Here is a 20,572-nt window from a genome sequence, read left to right as displayed (position 1 = left end):
AAGCAATAAACTTCGGCGCATAACACACCTCCTCTACTCTATGTACTGCTCAGGATTGGCGAAAATAGCGGCAAGCGCTGGCGCTAGCGGCAAGTTCAATACTCGGTTATCGGGAGGGAGCGGCTGCAAAAACCATTTTTCATAAAGAGTGTGAATAGTTTCACTCTGATAAATGTTACGCAGTTCCTTATTGACCAGCTCAACAAAAACAGGATCATCAGGCGGCATCATTAAGCCATAGGGCTCGGCACTACTCAGTGTTGCTTGAGAAATATGAAAAGCGGCAGGGTCAACGGCAGACGAAACCAAACCTGCTAACAAAACCTCATCCATCACAAACGCGGAAGCCTGTCCTGAAGCCACCATATCAAAGGCTTCTTCATGATTACGGCTTAGCATTACCGATATTGCTAGCCCCTCGGTGCGATTGAGTTCGTTGAGCTGGGCAATATTGATAGTGCCCGTTGTTGATACCACGCTGCGGCCCGCCAAATCCTGCAAACTGTCCATATGCTGCTCGGCGAGGGATACATAGCGCGTTGCGGTCAGAAAATGAGGATATGAAAAAGCGGCCTGACGGCGACGTTCAGGGGTATTGGTGGTCACTCCACACTCGATATCCACTTCACCATTACGTACTAATATGAACCGATTTGCAGGCGTTACCGGCACATAATTTACCTTGAGATCACCTAAGCCCAATGTTTCCTCCAGACCTTCGATGACGTTTAGGCACAGGTCAATCGCATAGCCTGTTGGCTGGTCGTTAACCAGGTAGGAGAAGGGGGCTTCGCTGGTACGATGGCCGATAGTAATCTCACCAGTAGACACAATACGCGACAACGTCGGCGAGGAGGCGATCTCCTCACCAGCAGCGGCACCTTGCCACACCGCACTGGTCATTAATAACGCTACTAGCCACTTCATAGGCTTACCTTTGTTCGATGATCCCGGAATCCATTGTCATCCCTGCGGCATAGAGCATATAGCGGTCGCGCCCTTTCGCCTTGGCCGCATAGAGCGCCAGATCTGCGTGACGTAGCAGATCGTGGCTATTGCGGCCATCAGCGGGTGCGGTTGCAATGCCAACACTCACTCCAATGTTAATTTCCTGGTTATGAAACTGATACGGTTCACGTAGAACAGACACAATTGCTTCTGCCAGTACTTTTGCCTCATTGGTGGCACTACGCACAACGCGTTGAATGATGGCAAACTCATCGCCACCAAGGCGCGCCACCAAATCATCGTCGGTCAGCAGCCCCTGCACCCGCTGACTAACTTCAACGAGCAAAGCATCACCCGCCGCGTGCCCCAGACTATCGTTAACTGCTTTAAAATGGTCAAGATCAAATAGCATGACATTAAATACGTCGCCTTGAAGCAGTGAGTGCACAGCGGTTTTTAAAGCATTATTTAATTGCACACGGTTGGGCAATTTGGTCAGCTCATCATGATGAGCAAGATGCTGAAAGCGGAGAGCTTCGTCTTTAACTTCAAGTAAGTGTTCACGCTCAATGACTTTCTTACGAAGCGCATCTATGGCCTTTGCCATCCGGCCAATTTCATCGTTACGGTCGGTATAAGGCGTGCTGTCAGCGGTCTGGTTTTTAGCGATTTCGGTGAGCGACTTAATTAATACTGGCACGGGTGTAAATAACTGACGCATCAAAATAGTGACTAGCAGGGCTGTCGCGACCAATACCACCAGTAGTGCTATAAACGCTTTGCTGATCAGATCATTACGCATCTGATACAGCCCTTCTTGCTGGCCTATGGTGGCTACTAGAACGCCTAACAGTTGACCATCAGGGGTAACAATGGGCAGCGAACTAATGAAGTGCTCTTCACCGCCAATGCTGGCAAATCCAACATAAAAATCAGCGGCATCCGCTTTTGTTTGCCATGTATCTACCGTCAAGTTGGCAGGCGAGTCTGATGGTGTATTAAGCGCATCTGCCACTACGGTGAGAGCCCCCTCTGATGACTTCGCGAACAGCCACACATTGTTACGTGTTTGTGCACTTGCCAACGCCAATACATCAATCGGGCTAAACCCAGTTTCCAGAACCGACTCTTCATCACCAATCGGGCGCTGGGAAATGATACGCGTGACTTGACCCGTGCCATCGGTCTTAACCGCCACGGACGTATAAATACGCCTAATAGTCGCGCTTACTATCTGGGCATTCACCTGCGCTTCGCGCAACCACTGCTCCCGAGCCCCACGTTCAACCATAAAAAAACCCGACAGCGCCCCCGTTACATACGCAAACAGCACGCCCATCAGCATAAACATCACCACCTTACCCACCAGGGTATGATGCCAAGGAAGTCTAGCTGCAGGCAGTGAAGCACTCCTATGCTGGGGTTCTGGCATCTACTCCGGTTCCTTCAAGGTTATAGCTGCAACGGGCGTATCTGGGCGTAATCGCAATAAGCGACCATCGCTTTAACAAACAAGCTTTTTTGACCACTATTTTATTCGGCAAACGTACACAAACAATTAGGTTTTATTTACTAAAGTATCATTAAAATGAGTAGGCATGTCTTAAAAAAAATGACAAGCGTAATCATTCTTACTGACCTACTCTTTTGGCATATCTCTTGCTTTATAAATAGCTAACAGGTTCGCTGATTTATATTAGGAGAGCGTGATGCATCATTCTGACTATCCACTCAGTGAAGTCCCTACCAGTGCCCGCAAGGGCCTGCTTTCTACCTCGGCAGTACTGCTTGGATTTACGTTTTTCACCGCCACCATGTGGGCGGGCGGCACGTTAGGCCAAGCCTTTCCGATTGGCCAACTGCTATGGATCATAGTGATTGGCAACTTGCTGCTGGGGATGTATGCAGTAGCCCTCGCCTATATTGCTTGTAAAAGCGGGCTCAATTCGGTGCTGATGGGGCGCTTCTGCTTCGGCGAAAAAGGCAGCAAACTTTCCGACTTTATTCTCGGTTTTACCCAGATCGGTTGGTACGCCTGGGGCACCGCCACGATTGCCCTAGTGTTAGTACGCACCACCGGGATGCCTGAATGGCTGGAAATCCCCTTAATGGTGCTATTTGGGTTTGGTTTCTGCGTGACCGCCATGATTGGCTATAGAGGTATGGACTGGCTATCGCGCTTTGCCGTCCCCGCCATGATGCTGTTTATCGTCATCAGCCTGTTTACCGGCCTGGTGGATGTGCGCGGCTTTGCGGGACTGAGCCAGCAGACGCCCACGGAAAGCATGAGCGTAGCAGCGGCGATTACTGTGATTATCGGTACCTTTATTAGCGGCGGCACTCAAGCGACTAACTGGAGCCGCTTCGCCAAAACGCCGAAAATTGCCGTGATCGCGACCCTGGCGGCCTTTTTTGTCGGTAACGGCTTAATGGTTCTGACCGGCGCTCTTGGCACCATGATTTACCAGCAGGCGGATATCGTGGATGTATTGATCGCTCAGGGCTTTGTCACCATCGCCGTGCTGATGCTGTTCCTGAATATCTGGACAACCCAGGACAACACTATCTACAACTTCGCCGTGGCGGGCTGTAATTTGCTGCGCACCGAAAAGCGCCGCCTGGTCACTGTGGGCGGCGCGGCGATTGGCACGGTGCTGGCGGTAGGCGGCATGTATAACCTACTCATCCCATTTCTGGTGTTACTCGGCACCTTTATACCGCCCATGGGCGGGGTGATCATGGCGGACTTTTGGCTCAAGCATAAAGGCCGCTACCCCACATTGGATAAAGCACAACTACCCGACTTCAACCGCCGAGGGTTAGCTGCGTATGCGCTGGGCGCCGGAGCCGCTTACTTTTCCCCGTTACTGCCACCACTGATAGGTGTTGTAGTGGCAGCAGGAAGCTACGCCGTGCTGCTGCGCCTAAATCACGCTACGCTGGGTGATAGCCTTCCATCCACTGCCAAACAATAAGCGAGCTGTTTTTTATATGAGCATGCAAATTATCAACGCCCGCCTACGCCAGCGCCCTGAGCTTTACCGACTTGAGATTGAGAACGGCACATTCACGTCAATTACCGTGCAAGACGCACCACAAACAGCGAGCGAAGGGCAGATCGATGCGGGCGCCAAGCTCATTTGTGCGCCCTTTATTGAGCCCCATATCCACTTGGACGCCGCCCTTACGGCAGGTGAGCCAAGCTGGAACCAGAGCGGCACGCTGTTTGAAGGCATTGAGCGCTGGGGCGAGCGTAAGCCTATGCTCACCGAAGCGGATATTCGCGAGCGCGCGCTTAAAACCCTAAACCTGCTAATCGGCAACGGCGTTCAGTTTGTGCGCACCCACGCCGACACCAGCGACCCTAGCCTGATTGGGCTTAAAACCCTGTGCGCCTTGCGCGACGAGTTAAAAGATAAAATTGATATTCAGGTAGTCGCCTTCCCTCAAGATGGCCTGCTCTCTTACCCAGGCGGCGATCGGCTGATGGAGGAGGCACTAGAGATCGGCGCCGATGTGGTGGGCGGCATCCCCCACTTCGAATACACCCGTGAGCTGGGCGTGGCCTCCATGAAGCGAGTGATCGAATTGGCGATCAAGTACGACCGCCTGGTGGATGTGCACTGTGACGAGATTGACGACCCCAACTCGCGCTTTCTCGAAGTATTGGCCTGCGAGGCACTGTTTAATGACTTGGGCAGCCGCGTGACCGCTAGCCACACCACAGCAATGCACTCCTACGACAACGCTTACTGCTCCAAGCTGTTTCTGCTGCTAAAACGCTCGGGTATTAACTTTGTCTCCTGCCCCACCGAAAGTATTCACCTGCAGGGGCGCTTTGACACTTACCCCAAGCGGCGTGGCGTGACACGTGTGAAGGAGCTCAACGCAGCGGGCATTAACGTCTGTTTTGCCGAGGACTCCATCTTCGATCCCTGGTACTCCTTGGGGAATGGCAAGCTGTTGCGAACGCTGGATTTTGGCCTGCATATCTGCCAAATGATGGGCTATCAGGACTTCAGCCAGGCGCTTTCACTAATTACCGATAACAGCGCCCGCACGCTCAATATTGAAGAGCGTTACGGCATCGAGGTCGGCAAACCCGCCAGCTTCAACCTGTTGGAGGGCGAGGATGACTACAGTGTGCTGCGCACTCAAGGCGAAGTGCTGCTTTCCGTACGCCACGGCGAGATCATCATGCAGCGCGAGCCTGCCAAAATCACCACGCCCCAGTGGCTTGGCTAATCTACCAAAGGCACGTTAGATTAGTCATTGAACCGTCTAATGTTACCGACGAATGTTAATGACCGAGGAAATCCAAGATGGGCATCGAAACCGTTCGCCAGTTTTTTGCCGAGCACGCGCCGGATGTAAACATCGAAGAGCTTGAAACCAGTACTGCCACGGTACAACTTGCCGCTGATGCCCATGGCGTAGCACCAGGTCAAATTGCCAAAACCCTAGCGTTCAAAGTCGGTGACAAACCGCTACTCATTGTGGCCAGTGGCGATGCGCGTATCGACAACCGCAAAATTCGCGATACCTTCGGCGGCAAGGCCAAAATGCTTGACGCCGAGACGGTGATGGAACTCACCAGCCACCCGGTTGGCGGCGTTTGTCCCTTTGGCCTCGCCACCGACCTGCCGGTTTACTGCGATGAATCGCTCCACGCCTATGACGAAGTGCTGCCCGCCGCTGGTTCGCCCACTAGCGCCGTACGCCTAAGCCCCAAGCGATTGGCCGAGCTGGTCAATGCCAAGTGGGTGGATGTGTGCAAGCTGCCGGAGAAGGTGGAGTAACCCACAAGCATCTCACTACTCAAGATGTCTTTAATACTGTACATATTGAAGTAGAGCGCTATACTTGTACCACTCACTGTACAGGATATAAAATATGCGTGTTATATCGTTTACCGAAGCGCGTAATGGTCTAAAAGGCGTACTGGACGGTGTGGTCAATGATGCCGATACCACGATTATCACCCGCCGCGACGCAGAAGATGCAGTGGTCATGTCACTTGACTACTATAACAGCCTTATGGAAACCGTTTACTTGATGCGCTCACCTGCTAACGCAGAGCACTTAAACAAGTCCATTGCTCAATACCGTGCAGGGCAAGCTCAACCAAGAGAGCTAATGGATGAGTAACCGCTTACTATGTTGGACTAACGAAGCTTGGAGCGACTACCTCTATTGGCAGGGGCAGGATAAAAAGACCTTAAAGCGCATCAATAAACTTATCTTAGATACGCAGCGTTCTCCCTTTGAGGGCATTGGAAAACCTGAGCCCCTAAGGGAAAACCTCTCTGGCTTCTGGTCACGACGCATCGACGACTCGCATCGTCTGATTTATGCCGTCGATGAATCCACTCTCACTATCATTGCCTGTCGCTACCATTACTAAGCTAACACCCACATGCCACAGGCTCTGCATTTATTAAACTTCCCTGTTGTTCACCTGTTTCGATGAGGTGTTGATCACGACGCCAAAAATCCAACCCTCCGAGCAATTCTTTTACCTGCAGCCCTGCGCTCGCTAGTTTCCAGGCGCCTTTAGTTGAGCCGTTACAGCCAATACCGTCGCAGTAAGTGATGTAAACAAGGGTATTATCCAGCCCAGCTAAGCGTTCCGGCGTCATCTCCTTATGCGGCAAGCTTATTGCCCCTGGAATATGCCCGGCGCAGTAGTGTTCAAAGCTGCGGGTATCGATCACCACAATACCTGCAATACCATTGGCCAAGTCCTGCGCCACATCCCAGGCATCCGTGTGATAGCAGAGCTTATCGTACATCGCGGCGGCCATTGTGGCGGGTTTAGCAGGCGGAAACGCCAGCACCGCAGACTGATGCTCGTTAGTCATCGTTTGCCCCTTATTTGATATCCAACAAATAACCGTAAAACGCCGTATTACGCTGCCAGCCCAATGATTCATAAAGGTGTTGGGCGCGTTCGTTCTCTACCTGGGTCATTAATATCAAACGTACAACGCCGTGATCATGGGCAAGCTGGGTGGCGGCTTCCATTAATGCCCTTCCGGTGCCTTTATCACGGTAATTGGGCAGCACAAAGAGGTCATTTAGCGTCCAGCGGGCATTTAAGCCCACCGTGGAAACACCTGGGTAAAGTTGCACAAACCCCGTGAGCATGCCTTCGCTATTCTCGCTAACCAGAATGAATGAATCCCCTAACCCCATGCGCTGATCTAAAAAATCACGCGCCGCCTGAATATCAGTCGGTTGCTTATAAAACTGACGATAGCCATCAAGTAATGCGCTAAGAGGCTCTAAGTCATTGAGTACCGCCGAACGAACATTAACCATAACGACTGCTCCCTTTGAGTGGTGATTCAACACAGCTTGCCGTCATAGTGGTCTATGATAAAGAGCCACTTATCGCTAAATTGAGGGAACCAGTGAAAAGACGTGACGCTGCCAGCGACTGGATTGCGGAGGCGCTAGCGCTAAGGCTAACTGCGAATGAAGCAGCCACGCTTGTTCAGCAGCTTTACTGCTCGCTTAAGGAGTGGATTCAACACGGTGAGCTGACGGCTGGCGATGCGCTTCCCTCTTCCCGCTACTTGGCTCGCGCTTTGGGTATTAGCCGTAATACGGTGCTGGCCACCATGGATCGGCTACTGGCGGAAGGGTTACTGATTGCCCGCCAGGGAGCAGGGCTCTATGTGGCGAACCTCCCCGCGCTGTTAACCAGAGCCGAGCTTCCACCACCTTTGCCTGTCCGCTACTCAAGCCGGGGTAACAAGCTATTAACACTCAGCGGAACGTTGAGCCACGACCATCGCGCCTTTGCCCCAGGCGTCCCGGCGCTCGACCTGTTTCCCCGCGAGCAGTGGCAGCGCCTTTTACGGCGTCACTATTATCACGCGGAAATGGCATGGATGGATTATCAAACCAGCGGTGGTCTACCTGTACTCAAAGCGGCTCTTTGTGACTATCTAAGACTCTCCCGCGCGGTGCGCTGCCAACCAGAACAGATTGTGATTACCCAAGGCGCCCAGCAGGCATTTGAACTGATTACCCAACTACTCACCGATCATGGGGATTCGGTTTGGATGGAGGAGCCGGGTTACGGTGGCGCCCAGGCCTGTTTTCTGGCGTCAGGATTAACGGTAACGCCCATCCCCGTCGATAAAGAAGGGTTAAACCCTTCACTTGCCCCTGAGAATGCGCCAGCACCTCGGCTAATTTACGCGACACCCTCCCACCAATATCCCAGCGGCGTGACCATGCCAGTGCCCAGGCGACTGGCATTACTTGAGCATGCTTCTCGCACCGGCAGTTGGATCATTGAAGACGATTACGACAGCGAATTTCGTTACGGCACGCCACCAACGCCCTCTCTACAGGGCCTTGCGGAACAGGCATCGGTTATTTATGTAGGTACCTTTAGTAAAGTGCTCTATCCCGGCTTACGCTTAGGCTATTTGGTGCTGCCTGATACACTTGCCCATGACTTCAGACGTGCCCATGCCCGACTGCACCGTGAAGGTAACTATCCCGTGCAATCGGCGCTTGCTGAATTCATTACCAGCGGGCATTTTACTCGCCACATCGCCCGTATGCGGACCGCTTATCGTCAGCGACAAGCGTGTTTACGCACGGCATTAACGCCTGCAGTGGCCGCTGGGCTTCGGCTTTCTGACGGCCATGCGGGTATGCATCTATTAGCTGAACTCGATACTATCGAGGAAGAAGAGATGCTCGTTAAGCGTGCCAGTGAAGCAGGCATTACGCTTTCTCCACTTTCCCGCTATTACCTTTCCAAAAATAAGCGCCCTGGGTTAGTGCTTGGCTATGCGGGCTCGACTGAAAGCGAACTAATGAACGCAGGTGAGTGGTTAAGTGAGGCATGGCGGCGCTTACACCATTAGTGAATGCATAGCGTGTGAAGTCCAGTATCAATCACGTCATCACAGGATAGGCTTCCGACATATTCTCTGGAAGCATTCTTGTAGTAGTGTATCTTTCTTTACAGGCTTATTTATAAATTCAATTTAAAGGGGACCCACGTTCCCAATGGGGTTAATGTGGTTCAATTACTCTCTTCGCACACAGAATCCCGCACCTCGATATGGAAGGCATGGAGCGTGCACATATTTACCGCCAGCGGCGTGCTACTCGGCACCATGGCGCTGCTCGCTCTGGTCGACAATAATCCAGTCGCCTGCCTGCTCTGGTTAGGTGCCGCGATGATGATCGATGGAATCGATGGCACCCTGGCCCGCAAGTATGAAGTGAAGGCCATACTGCCCCATTTCGATGGTTCAACACTCGATATGGTGATTGATTACCTGACCTGGGCCTTTATCCCTGCCCTTTTCATCTACTACTTTATTGAGTTGCCGCCCAATTTTGCACTGCTCTCAGTATTCATTATTCTGCTTTCATCGATGTTCTGTTTCTGCAATGTTGATATGAAAAGCCAGGATAATTACTTCGTTGGCTTTCCTGCCGCCTGGAATATCGCCGCAGCCTATTTCTATATTCTCGATTTCCCGCCTTTTATCACCTTTGCCGCTATCACCTTTCTGGCCATCCTCACCGTGACTAATATGAAATTCCTCCACCCCTTTCGGGTGCGCCAGTTCATGCCGCTCAATATCACCGTCACACTCGTATGGTGCGCATGTATAACATCGTTAGTACTCTCCAGCCCCGAGCACGCCGCCTGGGCATTATGGGGGTGGGGGATTACATCGATTTATTTCATCGGCATATGCCTGTGGCGTACTGCCCAAGAGTGGTTCAATTAATAGGTGAGCAGTTGATGGACAACGATTTTATCGCCCCCGATGGGCATCCCCGCTGCAAGTGGTGTGGCGGCGCGGCAGAGTTTCTGCCCTATCACGATAATGAGTGGGGCTTCCCGGTAGACGATGATCAGCGGCTATTCGAGAAGCTCTGCTTAGAGAGCTTTCAATCGGGCTTAAGCTGGCGCACGATTCTTAATAAACGCGACAACTTTCGCGCCGCTTTTCACCGCTTCGACTTCCATCAAGTCGCCAGCTTTAATGAAGATGATGTGCAGCGTTTACTCCAAGATGCAGGCATTATTCGCCACCGCGGAAAAATCGAAGCGACCATCAACAACGCCCAACGTGCAAAGGAAATGGTTGAGCAAGAAGGCTCTTTGGCCGCTTTTTTCTGGCGCTATGAGCCGACCGAATTAGCGACACCACAGACTCAGACCACCTCGCCCGAATCCGTAGCAATGGCGAAAGAACTGAAAAAGCGCGGTTGGAAATTCTTCGGCCCCACCACCGCTTTTGCCTTTATGCAGGCAATGGGGCTGCTCAACGACCACTCGCTAAACTGCATTACACGCGAACGCGTAGAGCAGTCACGGCAGCAGTTTCAGCGACCCGGCTAAAGCTATCTATTAGGAGCACCTCATGAAGCCGAAAATCAGCCTGATCACCCTTGGTGTACATGACCTGCAACGCGCCATCCGTTTTTATCGTGAAGGTCTGGGCCTGCCGGAGCATGAAACGGACAGCGAGGAAGTTGCCTTTTTCAAAATGGAGGGGGCCTGGCTATCACTTTTCCCACGTGAAGCGCTGTCCAGAGATATCGGCATTGCTGATGATGCACCGAGCGGTTTCAGCGGTATAACGTTGGCTCATAATGTCGCCAGCCAAGCGGCCGTTGACCAAGTGCTTGAACAAGCGGTTGCCGCCGGTGCAGAGCTGATCAAGCCTGGGGAAGAGGTGTTCTGGGGTGGTTATTCCGGTTACTTTCGCGACCCAGAAGGTCATTACTGGGAAGTCGCCTACAATCCGTTTATGGATCTGACATAAAGCAACTTTCATTGCCCAAGAGTGGACAAGTCCAGAAGCACTTTCTGGCCACTCGGGCAAAGCGCCCTCTCGACAGCTTGACGCCAGTCCTGGCCTGGAAACACTTGATAACCTGGCATCGCTGACTGGTCTAAAAGCCCCCAGATGGCCAAGAATTTTTGCTGCCAAGCCTCCGCGGACATCCTGGACAAAGGGCCGCGCAAATGAAACTTCCTATAGAGAGCCCTGGGTTTCGAATCCACTTGAATCGCCTGTCCCGTCAATAACCCGTAGGCGATAAATGTCGTTTCCGGTGCCATGAGTTGCAATATATTTGCCGCAACTGGCCCCCCTAAAGCGTCGAACACCACGTCAGACTTACGGGCCACACGCGAGGTCAGGGACATATCCTGAATCGATACCGGTTTAATACCGAGCTTTTCCAGCCGGGCAACTCTACTCTCGGAGCGGTATATGCCGATAACCTCCCTGGCGCCGTGCTGATATGCCCACGCCCCAAGATAGTCAGCGCAATTGGAACCCGCTCCACTGAGAAGAACACGCTTTCCCTCGACAGGCCAAGTCTCAAGCATGGTCAGGGCAGCCAAGGGATTAATGTAGGCCCGTGCGGCAACGGCGTCAGAAATGGTATCGGGGACAGGTACTGCGAGTGCAGCATCACAATCTAGAACCGTCTGCCAAGTGCCCTCGCCTCGTAATGGAAGAACTCGCTTTCCGATCAGAGAGGCATACTGTCTAGGTGCGTCAATAACGCGCCCCACTCCTTCGTAGCCGGCGACCGCGGGAAGCGTTATACGGTGCGAGTAAGCACCGCTGATGGGTATCAGATCAGACGGGTTCACTGGAGCACATAACATTCTCACCCTGAGCTTGCCCTCAACCAAACGTGGAACTTCCGCGGTTTCCACGTTCAATGTTTCAAGTGGCCTTCCGAACGCGCGATAGGTGAGAGCATGACGACGCATGGGTACCTCGAACATAGCGGATGAATTTCCATGGCCTAATATGGATAAAGATAAATGCTCAAGGTTGCGGTTTAGACGTGAACTTAGATAACGCTTGTCGCATGCGTCTGAGCTTCCTCCACCATTTCGGTGGCTAGCTCACCCACGGTGCGCACGGCGTTTTCGATGCTGGGTGTTAACGTGAACGCATAGTTCAGGCGTAGGCATTGACGAAACTTGCCCGAAGCTGAAAACAGTGATCCCGGCGCTACATGGATAGCATGCTGCGCTAAGCGCTGATTGAGCTTCACACAGTCCACCGCGGCGGGTAGCTCTACCCATAGCAAAAAACTGCCTTGGGGGTAGCTAATACCCGCGCCCTTGGGGAAGTAGCGCTGAATCCAACTGATCATGATATCGCGCTGACGCTGATATTGGCGGGTGGCGTAACGGACGTGGCGCTCGTAGTGCCCTTTGGCGACGAATTCCGCCACTGCCAGCTGCGGCAGCGTGGCTGAAGCACCGGTGGAGACATACTTCATATGCAGTGCCTGATCACGGTAGCGCCCTGGCGCCAGCCAGCCCACCCGTAACCCAGGCCCCACGGTTTTAGAAAAGCCACTGCACAGCATTACGCGCCCGTCGTCATCGAAGGATTTCACGGTGCGCGGTCTTGGCAGACTAAATGACAAGTCGCCGTAGATATCGTCTTCGATAATGGCTACATCGAAGCGTTGAGCAAGCTGAAACAGCGCCCGCTTGCGTGCTTCAGGCATGGTGTAACCCAGCGGGTTGTTGTAAGTGGGCGTGACCTGTATCGCGCGGATTGGCCACTGCTCTAACGCTAGCTCCAGGGCTTCCAGACTGATGCCGGTTTGTGGGTCGGTGGGTATCTCCAGCGCTTTTAAGCCGTTGGCCTTGAGTATCTGCATGGTGCCGTAAAAGCTGGGTGAGTCCACGGCCACCACATCGCCGGGCTGGGTAAGGGTGCGCAGCGCGATGGCCAGCGCCTCCTGACAGCCGGTGGTCACCATGATGTCATCCGGGTGCAGCAGGCAGCCGGAGGCGATGGCCAGCCGTGCCACCTGTTGGCGAAGCTCAGGGCTACCGTTCAACTTGTCGTAGTTGAACCCATGCAGGTCGTTACTACGATGAAGTCCAGCGAGTATCTTCGACAGCGGTCGCAGCGTCTCATAATCAAAATTCGGTATGCCGCGCCCCAAAAGCAGCCGAACGTCATCACGCTGAGTGGCGACAAGCTCCAGCACCTGATCCCATTGGGAAATATCCAGCGGGCGCTGTGCGGGTCGTGAGACCGACGGCAGCACCGATGGCACGCGGCTAGGCAGCACGAAATAGCCCGATTTTGGTCGAGACTCGATCAATGCAACGTCCATTAGTTGGCGGTAGGCCTCCTGAGCCGTCGAAATGCTAACGTCCAGCTCCTGGCACACCGCGCGAATAGACGGCAACCGATCGCCTACACGGTAAATACCGTGCTCGATACGCTCCCGCAAAATGCCAGCGACCTCTTCATAGCGTGTCATGACACTCATCCCCCTATACAGCCTGATAACGATACAGATGCCCTGACCAGCGACCATACAGAGGTATAACACGCCTTTCTGTATCCTAAAAACAGTAAAATCTATATCTGTATTCAAATGATAGCACTGAGTAATCTGGTTGGGCATATAACACGGAGGATTAGCCATGCCACGCTTCAGCCTCACCCAGCTTCGTTACCAGTTGCGCTATCAACTACAGCAGTACCATCACTACCGTCGTAGCCGACGCCACCTGCTGACATTGGATGATCGGCTACTTGATGATATCGGCATCACCCGCGAACAGGCGAGAAAAGAGGGCCGTAAACCGTTTTGGCATCATTCACTACGTGAAGGAGGAAATTGTGACAACCGCTGAGTATTACCTACTCGATGTCTTTACCGACCAGCCGTTTACCGGCAACCCATTGGCCGTCTTTCTAGAGGCTGATGGGTTGGCAGCCAGTACCATGCAGGCGCTGGCAAATGAGCTTAACCTAGCCGAAACGGTGTTTTTAAGTTCTGCCACTGAACCGAATCACTACCCGATGCGGATCTTTACGCCTACTCGTGAACTACCTTTTGCAGGCCACCCCACGGTAGGCACTGCGCATCTGCTCAGGGAACTGGATTTAGTGAACCGCGAGCAAGGTGTTGTGCTCCACCCTTCCATCGGAAAGCTAGTGGTTAAGTATGAACAAGATAGGGCAACGTTTAAGACCGCCCAACCCGCCATGATCACAGACAGCACTATTGACCGCACCACTGCCGTTGAGCTGCTGGGATTGGACATCCATCAGGTGAAGGGTGATCCGGTGATTGCCTCCTTCGGGCTCCCCTTTCATTTGATCGAACTCACTGACGTGGCAGCGTTAGAGAGCGTGCGTATTTCTACGACGGCTTGGGCAAGTGCTGTTATGTCTAGCAGTGCCGTCCAGATTTACCTGTATGTGATTGAACAACAAGGCGGGGCAGAAACGGTAGTTCACAGCCGCATGTTTTGTATGCATTCCAGCATTTGCGAAGACCCCGCTACCGGCAGCGCTGCAGCGGCCTTAACCGGCTATTTGGCATCACTGCAACCAGGCACCTTGCACTGCAAAATTCATCAGGGTGTCGAAATGGGGCGGCCCAGCGTTATCCATACCGCTGCCAATGGCGAGGTCAAGCCCGGCCTTGTGACGGTGGGCGGTAACGCAAAAGTGGTGGGCAAAGGCGAGTTTTACCTGGAACGATAGCCAACCGCCTCACAAAAAAGAGTGCCCGCTATTTAGCGGACACTCGGCTTTTCGCTCAGTTTGTACTCGGAGACCAGGCCTCAAGCCGCCTGCACTTCTATACGGCGCGTGCGGTGGCTGTCTTTCTTGGGCAGCGTTAGCGTCAATACGCCGTTGACGAGAGTGGCGGTAATGGCATCACTGTCCACTTCGTGACTGAGGTTAAAACGCCGCGCAAAACGCTGGCCGCGAACCTCGGCGTGCAGCGCGCTCAGCCCTTCGGGCATATTTAGCGCTATCTCACCTTCCAAGCTCAGCACGTTGTTGTCGAGCTCTATTTTCAGCGTTTCATTAGTAACGCCAGGCATATCTGCCACCAGTTTGAGCGCATTGGACTCTTCAATGATATCCACCGCTGGCAGCAGGGTTTCTTGAGAAGGTTGCTCCTCGCCACGCTGTAAAAGCGGGGAGTGGTTGGATGAACGAACAACGTTATTCATGATTTATCCCTCCTTATACAAGGTTAACAAACATGATTTACGCCGCCTGAACATCAATACGCCGCGGCTTGAGTTCTTCGCGTTTAGGCAACACGATCTCGAACACACCATGGGCATGGCGTGCCTCTGCCCGCTCGGCATCTAAGCCATCGGGGAGTGCAATCGCCCTTACAAACTCACCGCTGGCGCGCTCTCGGCGAAATACCGGGCGCGAGCTGCCATCCTCATTACCACTCGTCACAGAGTCTCGCTTGCCACGTAGCGTCAGCACATTGTCTTGAATATCAATGGTCAGATCAGAGTGTGCCAACCCCGCAGCAAACACATACACACGCACGGCATCATCGCTACGCGCCACATTGATCATCGGGAAACTACCCCGCGGCACCGCACGAATATCCATCGCATTGCCATCGGGGAAGAAGCCGTCCAACAGTTGACTAAACCAGTCAAACTGCCGAGGCGAGCCGGTTTCAAAACGCTTGAGATCATCGAACATATCGAACACCTCCTACGTTAAGCAGACTGTGAGAATTGTCATAAGAGGCAGCCTCTTACGCAACCCACAGAAGCAGCCTCTACGATGTAAAAAATAGGAGCGGTCAGTCGATTTTCAAGGGTCTGTATGGCAATTTTTGAGGCTTTTTTTACGGCCGTCAGCGCTCCGATCAATGGCGGCAGACACCACTACTTACCGATGATGACCGTCCCCGATCCGGTGATGACTTCATTACCGTGGGCACCCACACTGCTCAGGACAGCGGCTGGCTTACCGTTGACGAATACGGTGGACGAGACTTCGTGAGTAATAGGACTGCCGCAAGCAGATTTATCGTCTAACCTTGCGGCAGACAAGCTATCGTAAAAAACATCAGGCGAGCCACTGACTAGTGGGTTTGTACCGTGCCCTGGGATAGGGCACGCGGTAAGGTCAGTAATACGTGCTGCTGGCTTTCCACTCATGATATAGCTCCTTTAAGCGTATGCCGTTTTAAACATCTCAATAGGACGATTATTTAATATTAATTAATATTCATCAAGTTTGTTAGTGCTCACTTAAGGGCCTACGCTTAGCCAACTGCCAGCCATCAGGCAACCGTAATATCGGTAGAGAGATAGACATCCTGAATCGCATGCAGCAGCTCAACGCCTTCCTGCATGGGTTTCTGGAAGGCCTTACGCCCTGAGATCAAGCCCATACCACCGGCACGTTTATTGATCACCGCCGTGCGCACCGCTTCGCCGAGATCAGAATGCCCCTTGGAGCCCCCGCCGGAATTAATCAAACCCGCGCGGCCCATAAAGCAGTTGGCAACCTGGTAGCGGGCCAAATCAATGGGGTGGTCAGTGGTTAGCTCGCTGTAGACATTGTCGTGAGTATGGCCAAAGCCTACTGCACGGTAACCGCCGTTGTTCTCAGGCAGTTTCTGCTTAACGATATCCGCCTTGAGGGTTGCGGCCATATGGTTAGCTTGGCTGGTGAGGTCGGCGGAGGCGTGATAATCAGTACCGTCCTGCTTGAAGGCTGGATTGCGTAAATAAGCCCACAAGACCGTTACCATTCCCAATTGGTGAGCGCGCTCGAAGGCCTCGCTAATCTCCATGATTTGCCGACGGCTCTCATGGGAGCCAAAGTAAATCGTCGCCCCCACCGCCACGCACCCCATGTCGTGGGCCTGGTCTACATCAGCAAATAGCGTCTGGTCGTATATCGCCGGATGGCTCAACGTTTCGTTATGGTTAAGCTTGAGCATCATCGGGATTTTGTGGGCATAACGCCGCGCCACCGATGACAACACGCCCAGCGTCGATGCCACGCCGTTACAACCACCTTCGAGTGCCAGCTCAACGATATTGGCCGGGTCGAAGTAGCGTGGGTTAGGAGCAAAAGAGGCGCCTGCCGAATGTTCAATGCCCTGATCTACCGGCAATAGGCTAAGGTAGCCAGTGCCCGCCAAACGACCGTGATTAAACAAGCTCTGCATATTGCGCAGCACCGCTGGGCTGCGGTCGCTATCCGCCATCACACGGTCAATAAAGTCTGGGCCCGGCAGGTGCAAGCTCTCACGGGGTACGCCCTGGCACGTGTGATTAAGCAAACTCTCGGCGTCACTGCCAAGCAAAGCGGCTATATCAGTCATGATGAGCTCCTTTATATTTGTATGTAACAAAAAGTAAGTGTATGCCAAAAGCTGCTTAAATAAAGCGTATCGATTTAATAAAGCCTAGGCTTTGTCTGAAAAGTCGGCGAGCGAAGGTCAGACAAGGCAAAAATCGACGAAAAGACGGAGTTTACATGGTGTAAATGAGTACTTTGAGCCGATTTTTAACGCCGTATGGTCGAGCGCAGCCAGTTTTCAGACAGATCCTAGCGCTTCAATAGAGCATAGAGGAAGCACCACCGCAATCAGGTGGCGCTAGGTCTCCCGACAGTTGACAAGACTACGACTAAAAGATGAAAATACAATCAAGAATGAGTGTTAGTCGCAAATAAGACTCCTCTTGTTTCCTTCGCTTCACACTTGGAATCACCTTTATAATGCCCGCCTCTTCGCCACTTATTGCGCCGTTGGCATCCAGCTATCGGCGCTTTATTGTTACCCGTTTGCTGATTGTCGCAGGGTTAGCTATCGCCTTGGTCATCTCCCTGCTGGTTGATATCGCCAGTGGCCCTGCACATATCCCAATGGCTGATTTAATCGCGCTGTTGTTTGATGCCCATGCCCAAGGGCCAATTCAGCAGGCCATTGTCTGGGAGATCCGCATGCCTGCGGCGCTAATGGCGGTACTGGTAGGCGCCACCCTGGGTCTGGCCGGTGCGGAAATGCAAACGGTGCTGAATAACCCCCTGGCCAGCCCGTTTACCCTGGGCGTTGGTGCAGCGGCTACCCTCGGGGCATCGCTGGTGATTGTCTTTAACCTCACCCTGTTGGGTCTAAATGCCCACTACGCCACCGCCTTAATGGCGTTTGTGTTTGCGGCGGCGTCGATTTTGACCATCAATGCGCTGTCGCGCCTCTACGGGGCCAGCCGTGAAATCATCGTGCTGTTTGGTATTGCGCTGGTCTTTGTACTCAATGCACTGGTCGCGCTTTTGCAGCTCATCGCCAGCCCCGATGCGTTACAGCAGTTAGTATTCTGGACGATGGGCAGCCTGTCCCGTGCCTCCTGGGAGACGGTGGCCATCGTGGCAGCCGTGTTGGCTGTTTGCCTGCCCTTCTCGCTGCGCAGCGCCTGGGCGATGACGGCACTACGCTCGGGTGATGAACACGCACGCAGCTTCGGCATTGCGGTTGAACGCCTGCGGCTTATCTCGCTACTGCGGGTGAGTTTACTTGCCGCTGCGGCGGTCGCGTTTGTGGGCACTATCGGCTTTATAGGGTTAGTCGGCCCACATATGGCCCGGCTGGCGCTGGGTGAAGATCACCGCTTTTACTTACCGGGCAGCGCCCTGGCCGGGGCGCTGGTGCTTTCGCTTGCCTCTATCGCCAGTAAAACGCTGGTCGATGGGTTGGTGCTTCCCGTGGGTCTGGTGACCTCGCTGGTGGGTATCCCCTTCTTTATGGCATTGATCATGATGCAGGGGCGAGCACGATGAAGGCAGGTTTTACGCTCAGCAACTTCACGACCGGTTATCGCAAACGGCGCGTCTTCGACCAGCTAAGCCTGCCCACACTACCACCCGGTTCGCTGGTCGCGGTGCTGGGGCCCAATGCGGTGGGTAAATCGACCCTGTTAAAAGCAGTCGCTGGCCTACAGCCTTCCAGCGGGCAAATGCAGCTCAACGATATCGACCTCGCCAGCCTCAGCGGCGCAGCGCGGATGCGCCATGTGGGCTATTTGCCGCAAATGCTCCCTCAGGCCACCACGTTAGTCGCTTATGAAGCGGTGCTTAGCGCCTGCCGTGCGGTGCGCCCCGATTTAAGCCGCGCGGCGATTGAGGCATTGATTGAGCGTGTGTTCGATGCGCTGGCCATTCGACCGCTAGCCTTACGCCCGCTAAGCGAACTCTCCGGCGGTCAGCGCCAGATGATCGGCCTGGCCCAGGCGATTGCCCGCCAACCAGCACTGTTACTGCTGGATGAACCCACCAGCGCGCTGGATTTGCGTTGGCAGCTGGCACTGATCGATACCGTGCGCACAGTGATTGCGGAACGGCAGTCGGTCTGCCTGATGGCTATCCACGATATCAATCTGGCCTTGCGCTTCTGCGACCAAGTACTGCTGTTTGGCAACGGTGGTCTGCTGGCTGCCGGCGACCCTCACACGGTGATTACCCCCGACGTACTGCACGCCGCCTACGGAGTCGAGTCACGGGTCGAGCAATGCTCGTTGGGGCGGCCAATTGTGCTTAGCGATCGCGTCAGTGAGCAAACTGCGCACTCCATTTAGCGACGTCAATCCAGGATAACCCAATGCGCCACCTGGCTATCAATCTGTTGTGTTGGATCAGTCTGTTAAGCACTACCGCTTGTTGGGCAGCCGGTTCACAGGCGGGCTTTCCCAAACAACTTACCGATCTCGCCGGGCGCCAGGTAACGCTTTCAGCACCGCCATCACGGCTATTTCTTACCCAGCCGCGCCAGCTCTATGCGCTAGCCAGCTTACTGGATAACCCGACCGAACACTTGGCGGGCTGGGCCTATCCGCTGGCCGTGTTCGACCCTTCCATGGCCCAACGTTTTACTACCCAGTGGCCCGCGCTTGCCCAATTGCCTACGCTTTCACACGCGCCAACCCCTCAGCTCGATAGCGAAGCGCTACTGAATCTGGCCCCGGATCTGGTGCTGTTTGATCTCTCACGTGCCAGCAGTGTTGAAGGCTCCCCTTTGGCGCAGCTACTCGACGAGTTGGGCATTGCCTACCTGTTTATCGACTTTAACCGCCACCCGTTGGAAAACACGCCCAAAAGCCTGGCTCTTTTAGGCGAGGCATTAAACGCGACGCCACGGGCCAATCGTATGATCTCTCTGATTGAACAGCGCTTGGCGCGTATCAACCAGGGTTTGGCAGAGCTGAAGTTGACAGAGCATCCCACTGAACCGCCCAGGGTACTGATCAATGTCGCCCCTGGAGTAAAAGTTGACTGCTGCCGTACCAATTTAAGAAACGGGCTGGCCGACCTGGTCGCACGGGCAGGCGGCGAGAATATCGCCGATGCGTTAACCCCCGGCGCTTCGGCGACGCTAAGCAACGAATGGGTACTGAGCCACCCGCCCGACGTCGTTATCAATACCGCGGGGCAGTGGGCAGCGGGGGATGGTATCAGCGTGGGGCTTGGGGTTAGCGATGCAGAGATTGCCCAAGACCTGCGCTCGCTTAGTCAAGAACTGCCCGGCTGGCAGCATCTCGACGCCGTTCAGCAAGGGCAATTCTATGCGCTGTGGCACGGCTTCCACCAAGGCCCCTTCGCCATCGTGGCACTGGAGCGTATTGCCCAGTGGCTGTACCCCGCGCTTTTTAGTGACCTCGACCCGGCCGCCACCTTCGACGCCCTGCTCCCCACCACTCTAGTACTAAGTCGCGAAGGTCACTTCTGGGGCACCCTCAACGCTCAATAACGCTTGCTCACTCAACCCACTGACGATAAAAAGGATCGAT

At 53.8% G+C, this 20,572-nt stretch carries 24 protein-coding genes; 14 read left to right on the top strand and 10 right to left on the bottom strand.

Annotation, left to right across the window (positions count from 1 at the left end; genetic code table 11):
- Positions 1-33 precede the first annotated feature (33 nt).
- Both HALA3H3_RS11750 and HALA3H3_RS11745 read right to left on the bottom strand, forming a co-directional pair.
- On the bottom strand, positions 34-927 hold the full coding sequence (locus HALA3H3_RS11750; protein WP_022521763.1) for an amino acid ABC transporter substrate-binding protein: 894 nt from the start codon (positions 925-927) through the stop codon (positions 34-36).
- Between the two features lie 4 nt (positions 928-931).
- Complete coding sequence (locus HALA3H3_RS11745) at positions 932-2,380, bottom strand: diguanylate cyclase domain-containing protein (RefSeq protein ID WP_022521762.1); 1,449 nt, start codon at positions 2,378-2,380, stop codon at positions 932-934.
- A 277-nt stretch (positions 2,381-2,657) separates the two neighbouring features.
- Between HALA3H3_RS11745 and codB the strand changes: the two genes are divergently transcribed.
- The 5 genes from codB (at position 2,658) to HALA3H3_RS11720 (ending at position 6,352) form a co-directional block, all read left to right on the top strand.
- Entirely contained in the window at positions 2,658-3,923 is a 1,266-nt protein-coding gene (gene codB, locus HALA3H3_RS11740; RefSeq protein WP_022521761.1) for a cytosine permease, read from the top strand.
- A gap of 16 nt (positions 3,924-3,939) precedes the next feature.
- Positions 3,940-5,193, top strand: a complete 1,254-nt coding sequence (gene codA / locus HALA3H3_RS11735) for a cytosine deaminase (RefSeq protein WP_022521760.1) — start codon at positions 3,940-3,942, stop codon at positions 5,191-5,193.
- Between the two features lie 77 nt (positions 5,194-5,270).
- Complete coding sequence (locus HALA3H3_RS11730) at positions 5,271-5,747, top strand: YbaK/EbsC family protein (RefSeq protein WP_022521759.1); 477 nt, start codon at positions 5,271-5,273, stop codon at positions 5,745-5,747.
- Positions 5,748-5,841: 94 nt separating this feature from the next.
- Positions 5,842-6,096, top strand: coding sequence for a type II toxin-antitoxin system Phd/YefM family antitoxin (locus tag HALA3H3_RS11725; RefSeq protein WP_022521757.1), 255 nt, complete (start codon positions 5,842-5,844; stop codon positions 6,094-6,096).
- Positions 6,089-6,352: a Txe/YoeB family addiction module toxin gene (locus HALA3H3_RS11720; protein WP_022521756.1), complete on the top strand. Its 264-nt coding sequence runs from the start codon at positions 6,089-6,091 to the stop codon at positions 6,350-6,352. The genes HALA3H3_RS11725 and HALA3H3_RS11720 overlap by 8 nt, the downstream gene beginning before the upstream one ends.
- A 1-nt stretch (position 6,353) precedes the next feature.
- Here the strand turns inward: HALA3H3_RS11720 and HALA3H3_RS11715 are convergent, their stop codons facing one another.
- Together HALA3H3_RS11715 and HALA3H3_RS11710 are read right to left on the bottom strand one after the other, a co-directional pair.
- Positions 6,354-6,809 (bottom strand): rhodanese-like domain-containing protein, encoded by a 456-nt coding sequence (locus HALA3H3_RS11715; protein ID WP_022521755.1) that lies wholly within the window; start codon positions 6,807-6,809, stop codon positions 6,354-6,356.
- 10 nt (positions 6,810-6,819) lie between these two features.
- Positions 6,820-7,269, bottom strand: coding sequence for a GNAT family N-acetyltransferase (locus HALA3H3_RS11710; protein WP_022521754.1), 450 nt, complete (start codon positions 7,267-7,269; stop codon positions 6,820-6,822).
- A gap of 92 nt (positions 7,270-7,361) precedes the next feature.
- Between HALA3H3_RS11710 and pdxR the strand changes: the two genes are divergently transcribed.
- The 4 genes from pdxR to HALA3H3_RS11690 all read left to right on the top strand — a co-directional run bounded on the left by pdxR (position 7,362) and on the right by HALA3H3_RS11690 (position 10,763).
- Entirely contained in the window at positions 7,362-8,837 is a 1,476-nt protein-coding gene (gene pdxR, locus HALA3H3_RS11705; RefSeq protein ID WP_022521753.1) for a MocR-like pyridoxine biosynthesis transcription factor PdxR, read from the top strand.
- Between the two features lie 198 nt (positions 8,838-9,035).
- Positions 9,036-9,719: a phosphatidylcholine synthase gene (gene pcsA / locus HALA3H3_RS11700; RefSeq protein WP_342211988.1), complete on the top strand. Its 684-nt coding sequence runs from the start codon at positions 9,036-9,038 to the stop codon at positions 9,717-9,719.
- 14 nt (positions 9,720-9,733) lie between these two features.
- On the top strand, positions 9,734-10,336 hold the full coding sequence (locus HALA3H3_RS11695; protein WP_022521751.1) for a DNA-3-methyladenine glycosylase I: 603 nt from the start codon (positions 9,734-9,736) through the stop codon (positions 10,334-10,336).
- 22 nt (positions 10,337-10,358) lie between these two features.
- Positions 10,359-10,763: a VOC family protein gene (locus HALA3H3_RS11690; RefSeq protein WP_022521750.1), complete on the top strand. Its 405-nt coding sequence runs from the start codon at positions 10,359-10,361 to the stop codon at positions 10,761-10,763.
- Between the two features lie 8 nt (positions 10,764-10,771).
- On the opposite strand, the gene HALA3H3_RS11685 is transcribed toward HALA3H3_RS11690, so the two are convergent.
- Together HALA3H3_RS11685 and HALA3H3_RS11680 are read right to left on the bottom strand one after the other, a co-directional pair.
- On the bottom strand, positions 10,772-11,743 hold the full coding sequence (locus HALA3H3_RS11685; protein WP_053856967.1) for a zinc-dependent alcohol dehydrogenase family protein: 972 nt from the start codon (positions 11,741-11,743) through the stop codon (positions 10,772-10,774).
- A gap of 68 nt (positions 11,744-11,811) precedes the next feature.
- Entirely contained in the window at positions 11,812-13,254 is a 1,443-nt protein-coding gene (locus HALA3H3_RS11680) for an aminotransferase-like domain-containing protein (protein ID WP_022521748.1), read from the bottom strand.
- 166 nt (positions 13,255-13,420) lie between these two features.
- Between HALA3H3_RS11680 and HALA3H3_RS11675 the strand changes: the two genes are divergently transcribed.
- A complete protein-coding gene (locus HALA3H3_RS11675; RefSeq protein WP_022521747.1) occupies positions 13,421-13,633 on the top strand; it encodes a DUF1127 domain-containing protein in 213 nt (70 codons plus the stop codon).
- Positions 13,620-14,492, top strand: a complete 873-nt coding sequence (locus HALA3H3_RS11670; RefSeq protein WP_022521746.1) for a PhzF family phenazine biosynthesis protein — start codon at positions 13,620-13,622, stop codon at positions 14,490-14,492. The genes HALA3H3_RS11675 and HALA3H3_RS11670 overlap by 14 nt, the downstream gene beginning before the upstream one ends.
- Positions 14,493-14,572: 80 nt before the next feature.
- Here HALA3H3_RS11670 and HALA3H3_RS11665 read toward each other — a convergent pair whose 3' ends face one another.
- The 4 genes from HALA3H3_RS11665 to HALA3H3_RS11650 form a co-directional block, all read right to left on the bottom strand.
- The gene (locus HALA3H3_RS11665) at positions 14,573-14,971 is read right to left on the bottom strand and encodes an Hsp20/alpha crystallin family protein (RefSeq protein ID WP_022521745.1); all 399 of its coding nucleotides are present in this window, start codon (positions 14,969-14,971) and stop codon (positions 14,573-14,575) included.
- A 37-nt stretch (positions 14,972-15,008) separates the two neighbouring features.
- Positions 15,009-15,470, bottom strand: a complete 462-nt coding sequence (locus HALA3H3_RS11660; RefSeq protein WP_022521744.1) for an Hsp20/alpha crystallin family protein — start codon at positions 15,468-15,470, stop codon at positions 15,009-15,011.
- Positions 15,471-15,658: 188 nt separating this feature from the next.
- Positions 15,659-15,934, bottom strand: coding sequence for a PAAR domain-containing protein (locus tag HALA3H3_RS11655; RefSeq protein WP_082116848.1), 276 nt, complete (start codon positions 15,932-15,934; stop codon positions 15,659-15,661).
- A gap of 125 nt (positions 15,935-16,059) precedes the next feature.
- On the bottom strand, positions 16,060-17,112 hold the full coding sequence (locus tag HALA3H3_RS11650) for a class I fructose-bisphosphate aldolase (RefSeq protein WP_022521743.1): 1,053 nt from the start codon (positions 17,110-17,112) through the stop codon (positions 16,060-16,062).
- 398 nt (positions 17,113-17,510) lie between these two features.
- Between HALA3H3_RS11650 and HALA3H3_RS11645 the strand changes: the two genes are divergently transcribed.
- Genes HALA3H3_RS11645 through HALA3H3_RS11635 form a run of 3 tightly spaced genes read left to right on the top strand, consistent with a single transcriptional unit; the run spans position 17,511 to position 20,532 of the window.
- Positions 17,511-18,569 carry a FecCD family ABC transporter permease gene (locus HALA3H3_RS11645; protein WP_022521742.1) on the top strand — a complete coding sequence of 353 codons (1,059 nt, stop codon included), beginning with the start codon at positions 17,511-17,513 and terminating at the stop codon, positions 18,567-18,569.
- Positions 18,566-19,363: an ABC transporter ATP-binding protein gene (locus HALA3H3_RS11640; protein ID WP_022521741.1), complete on the top strand. Its 798-nt coding sequence runs from the start codon at positions 18,566-18,568 to the stop codon at positions 19,361-19,363. Before HALA3H3_RS11645 ends, HALA3H3_RS11640 begins: the two co-directional genes overlap by 4 nt.
- A 23-nt stretch (positions 19,364-19,386) precedes the next feature.
- A complete protein-coding gene (locus HALA3H3_RS11635) occupies positions 19,387-20,532 on the top strand; it encodes an ABC transporter substrate-binding protein (protein ID WP_022521740.1) in 1,146 nt (381 codons plus the stop codon).
- Positions 20,533-20,572 lie beyond the last annotated feature (40 nt).

Source organism: Halomonas sp. A3H3 (genome assembly GCF_000982975.1).
GTDB lineage: Bacteria > Pseudomonadota > Gammaproteobacteria > Pseudomonadales > Halomonadaceae > Vreelandella > Vreelandella titanicae.
This window is presented reverse-complemented; position numbering and strand designations above follow the sequence as displayed.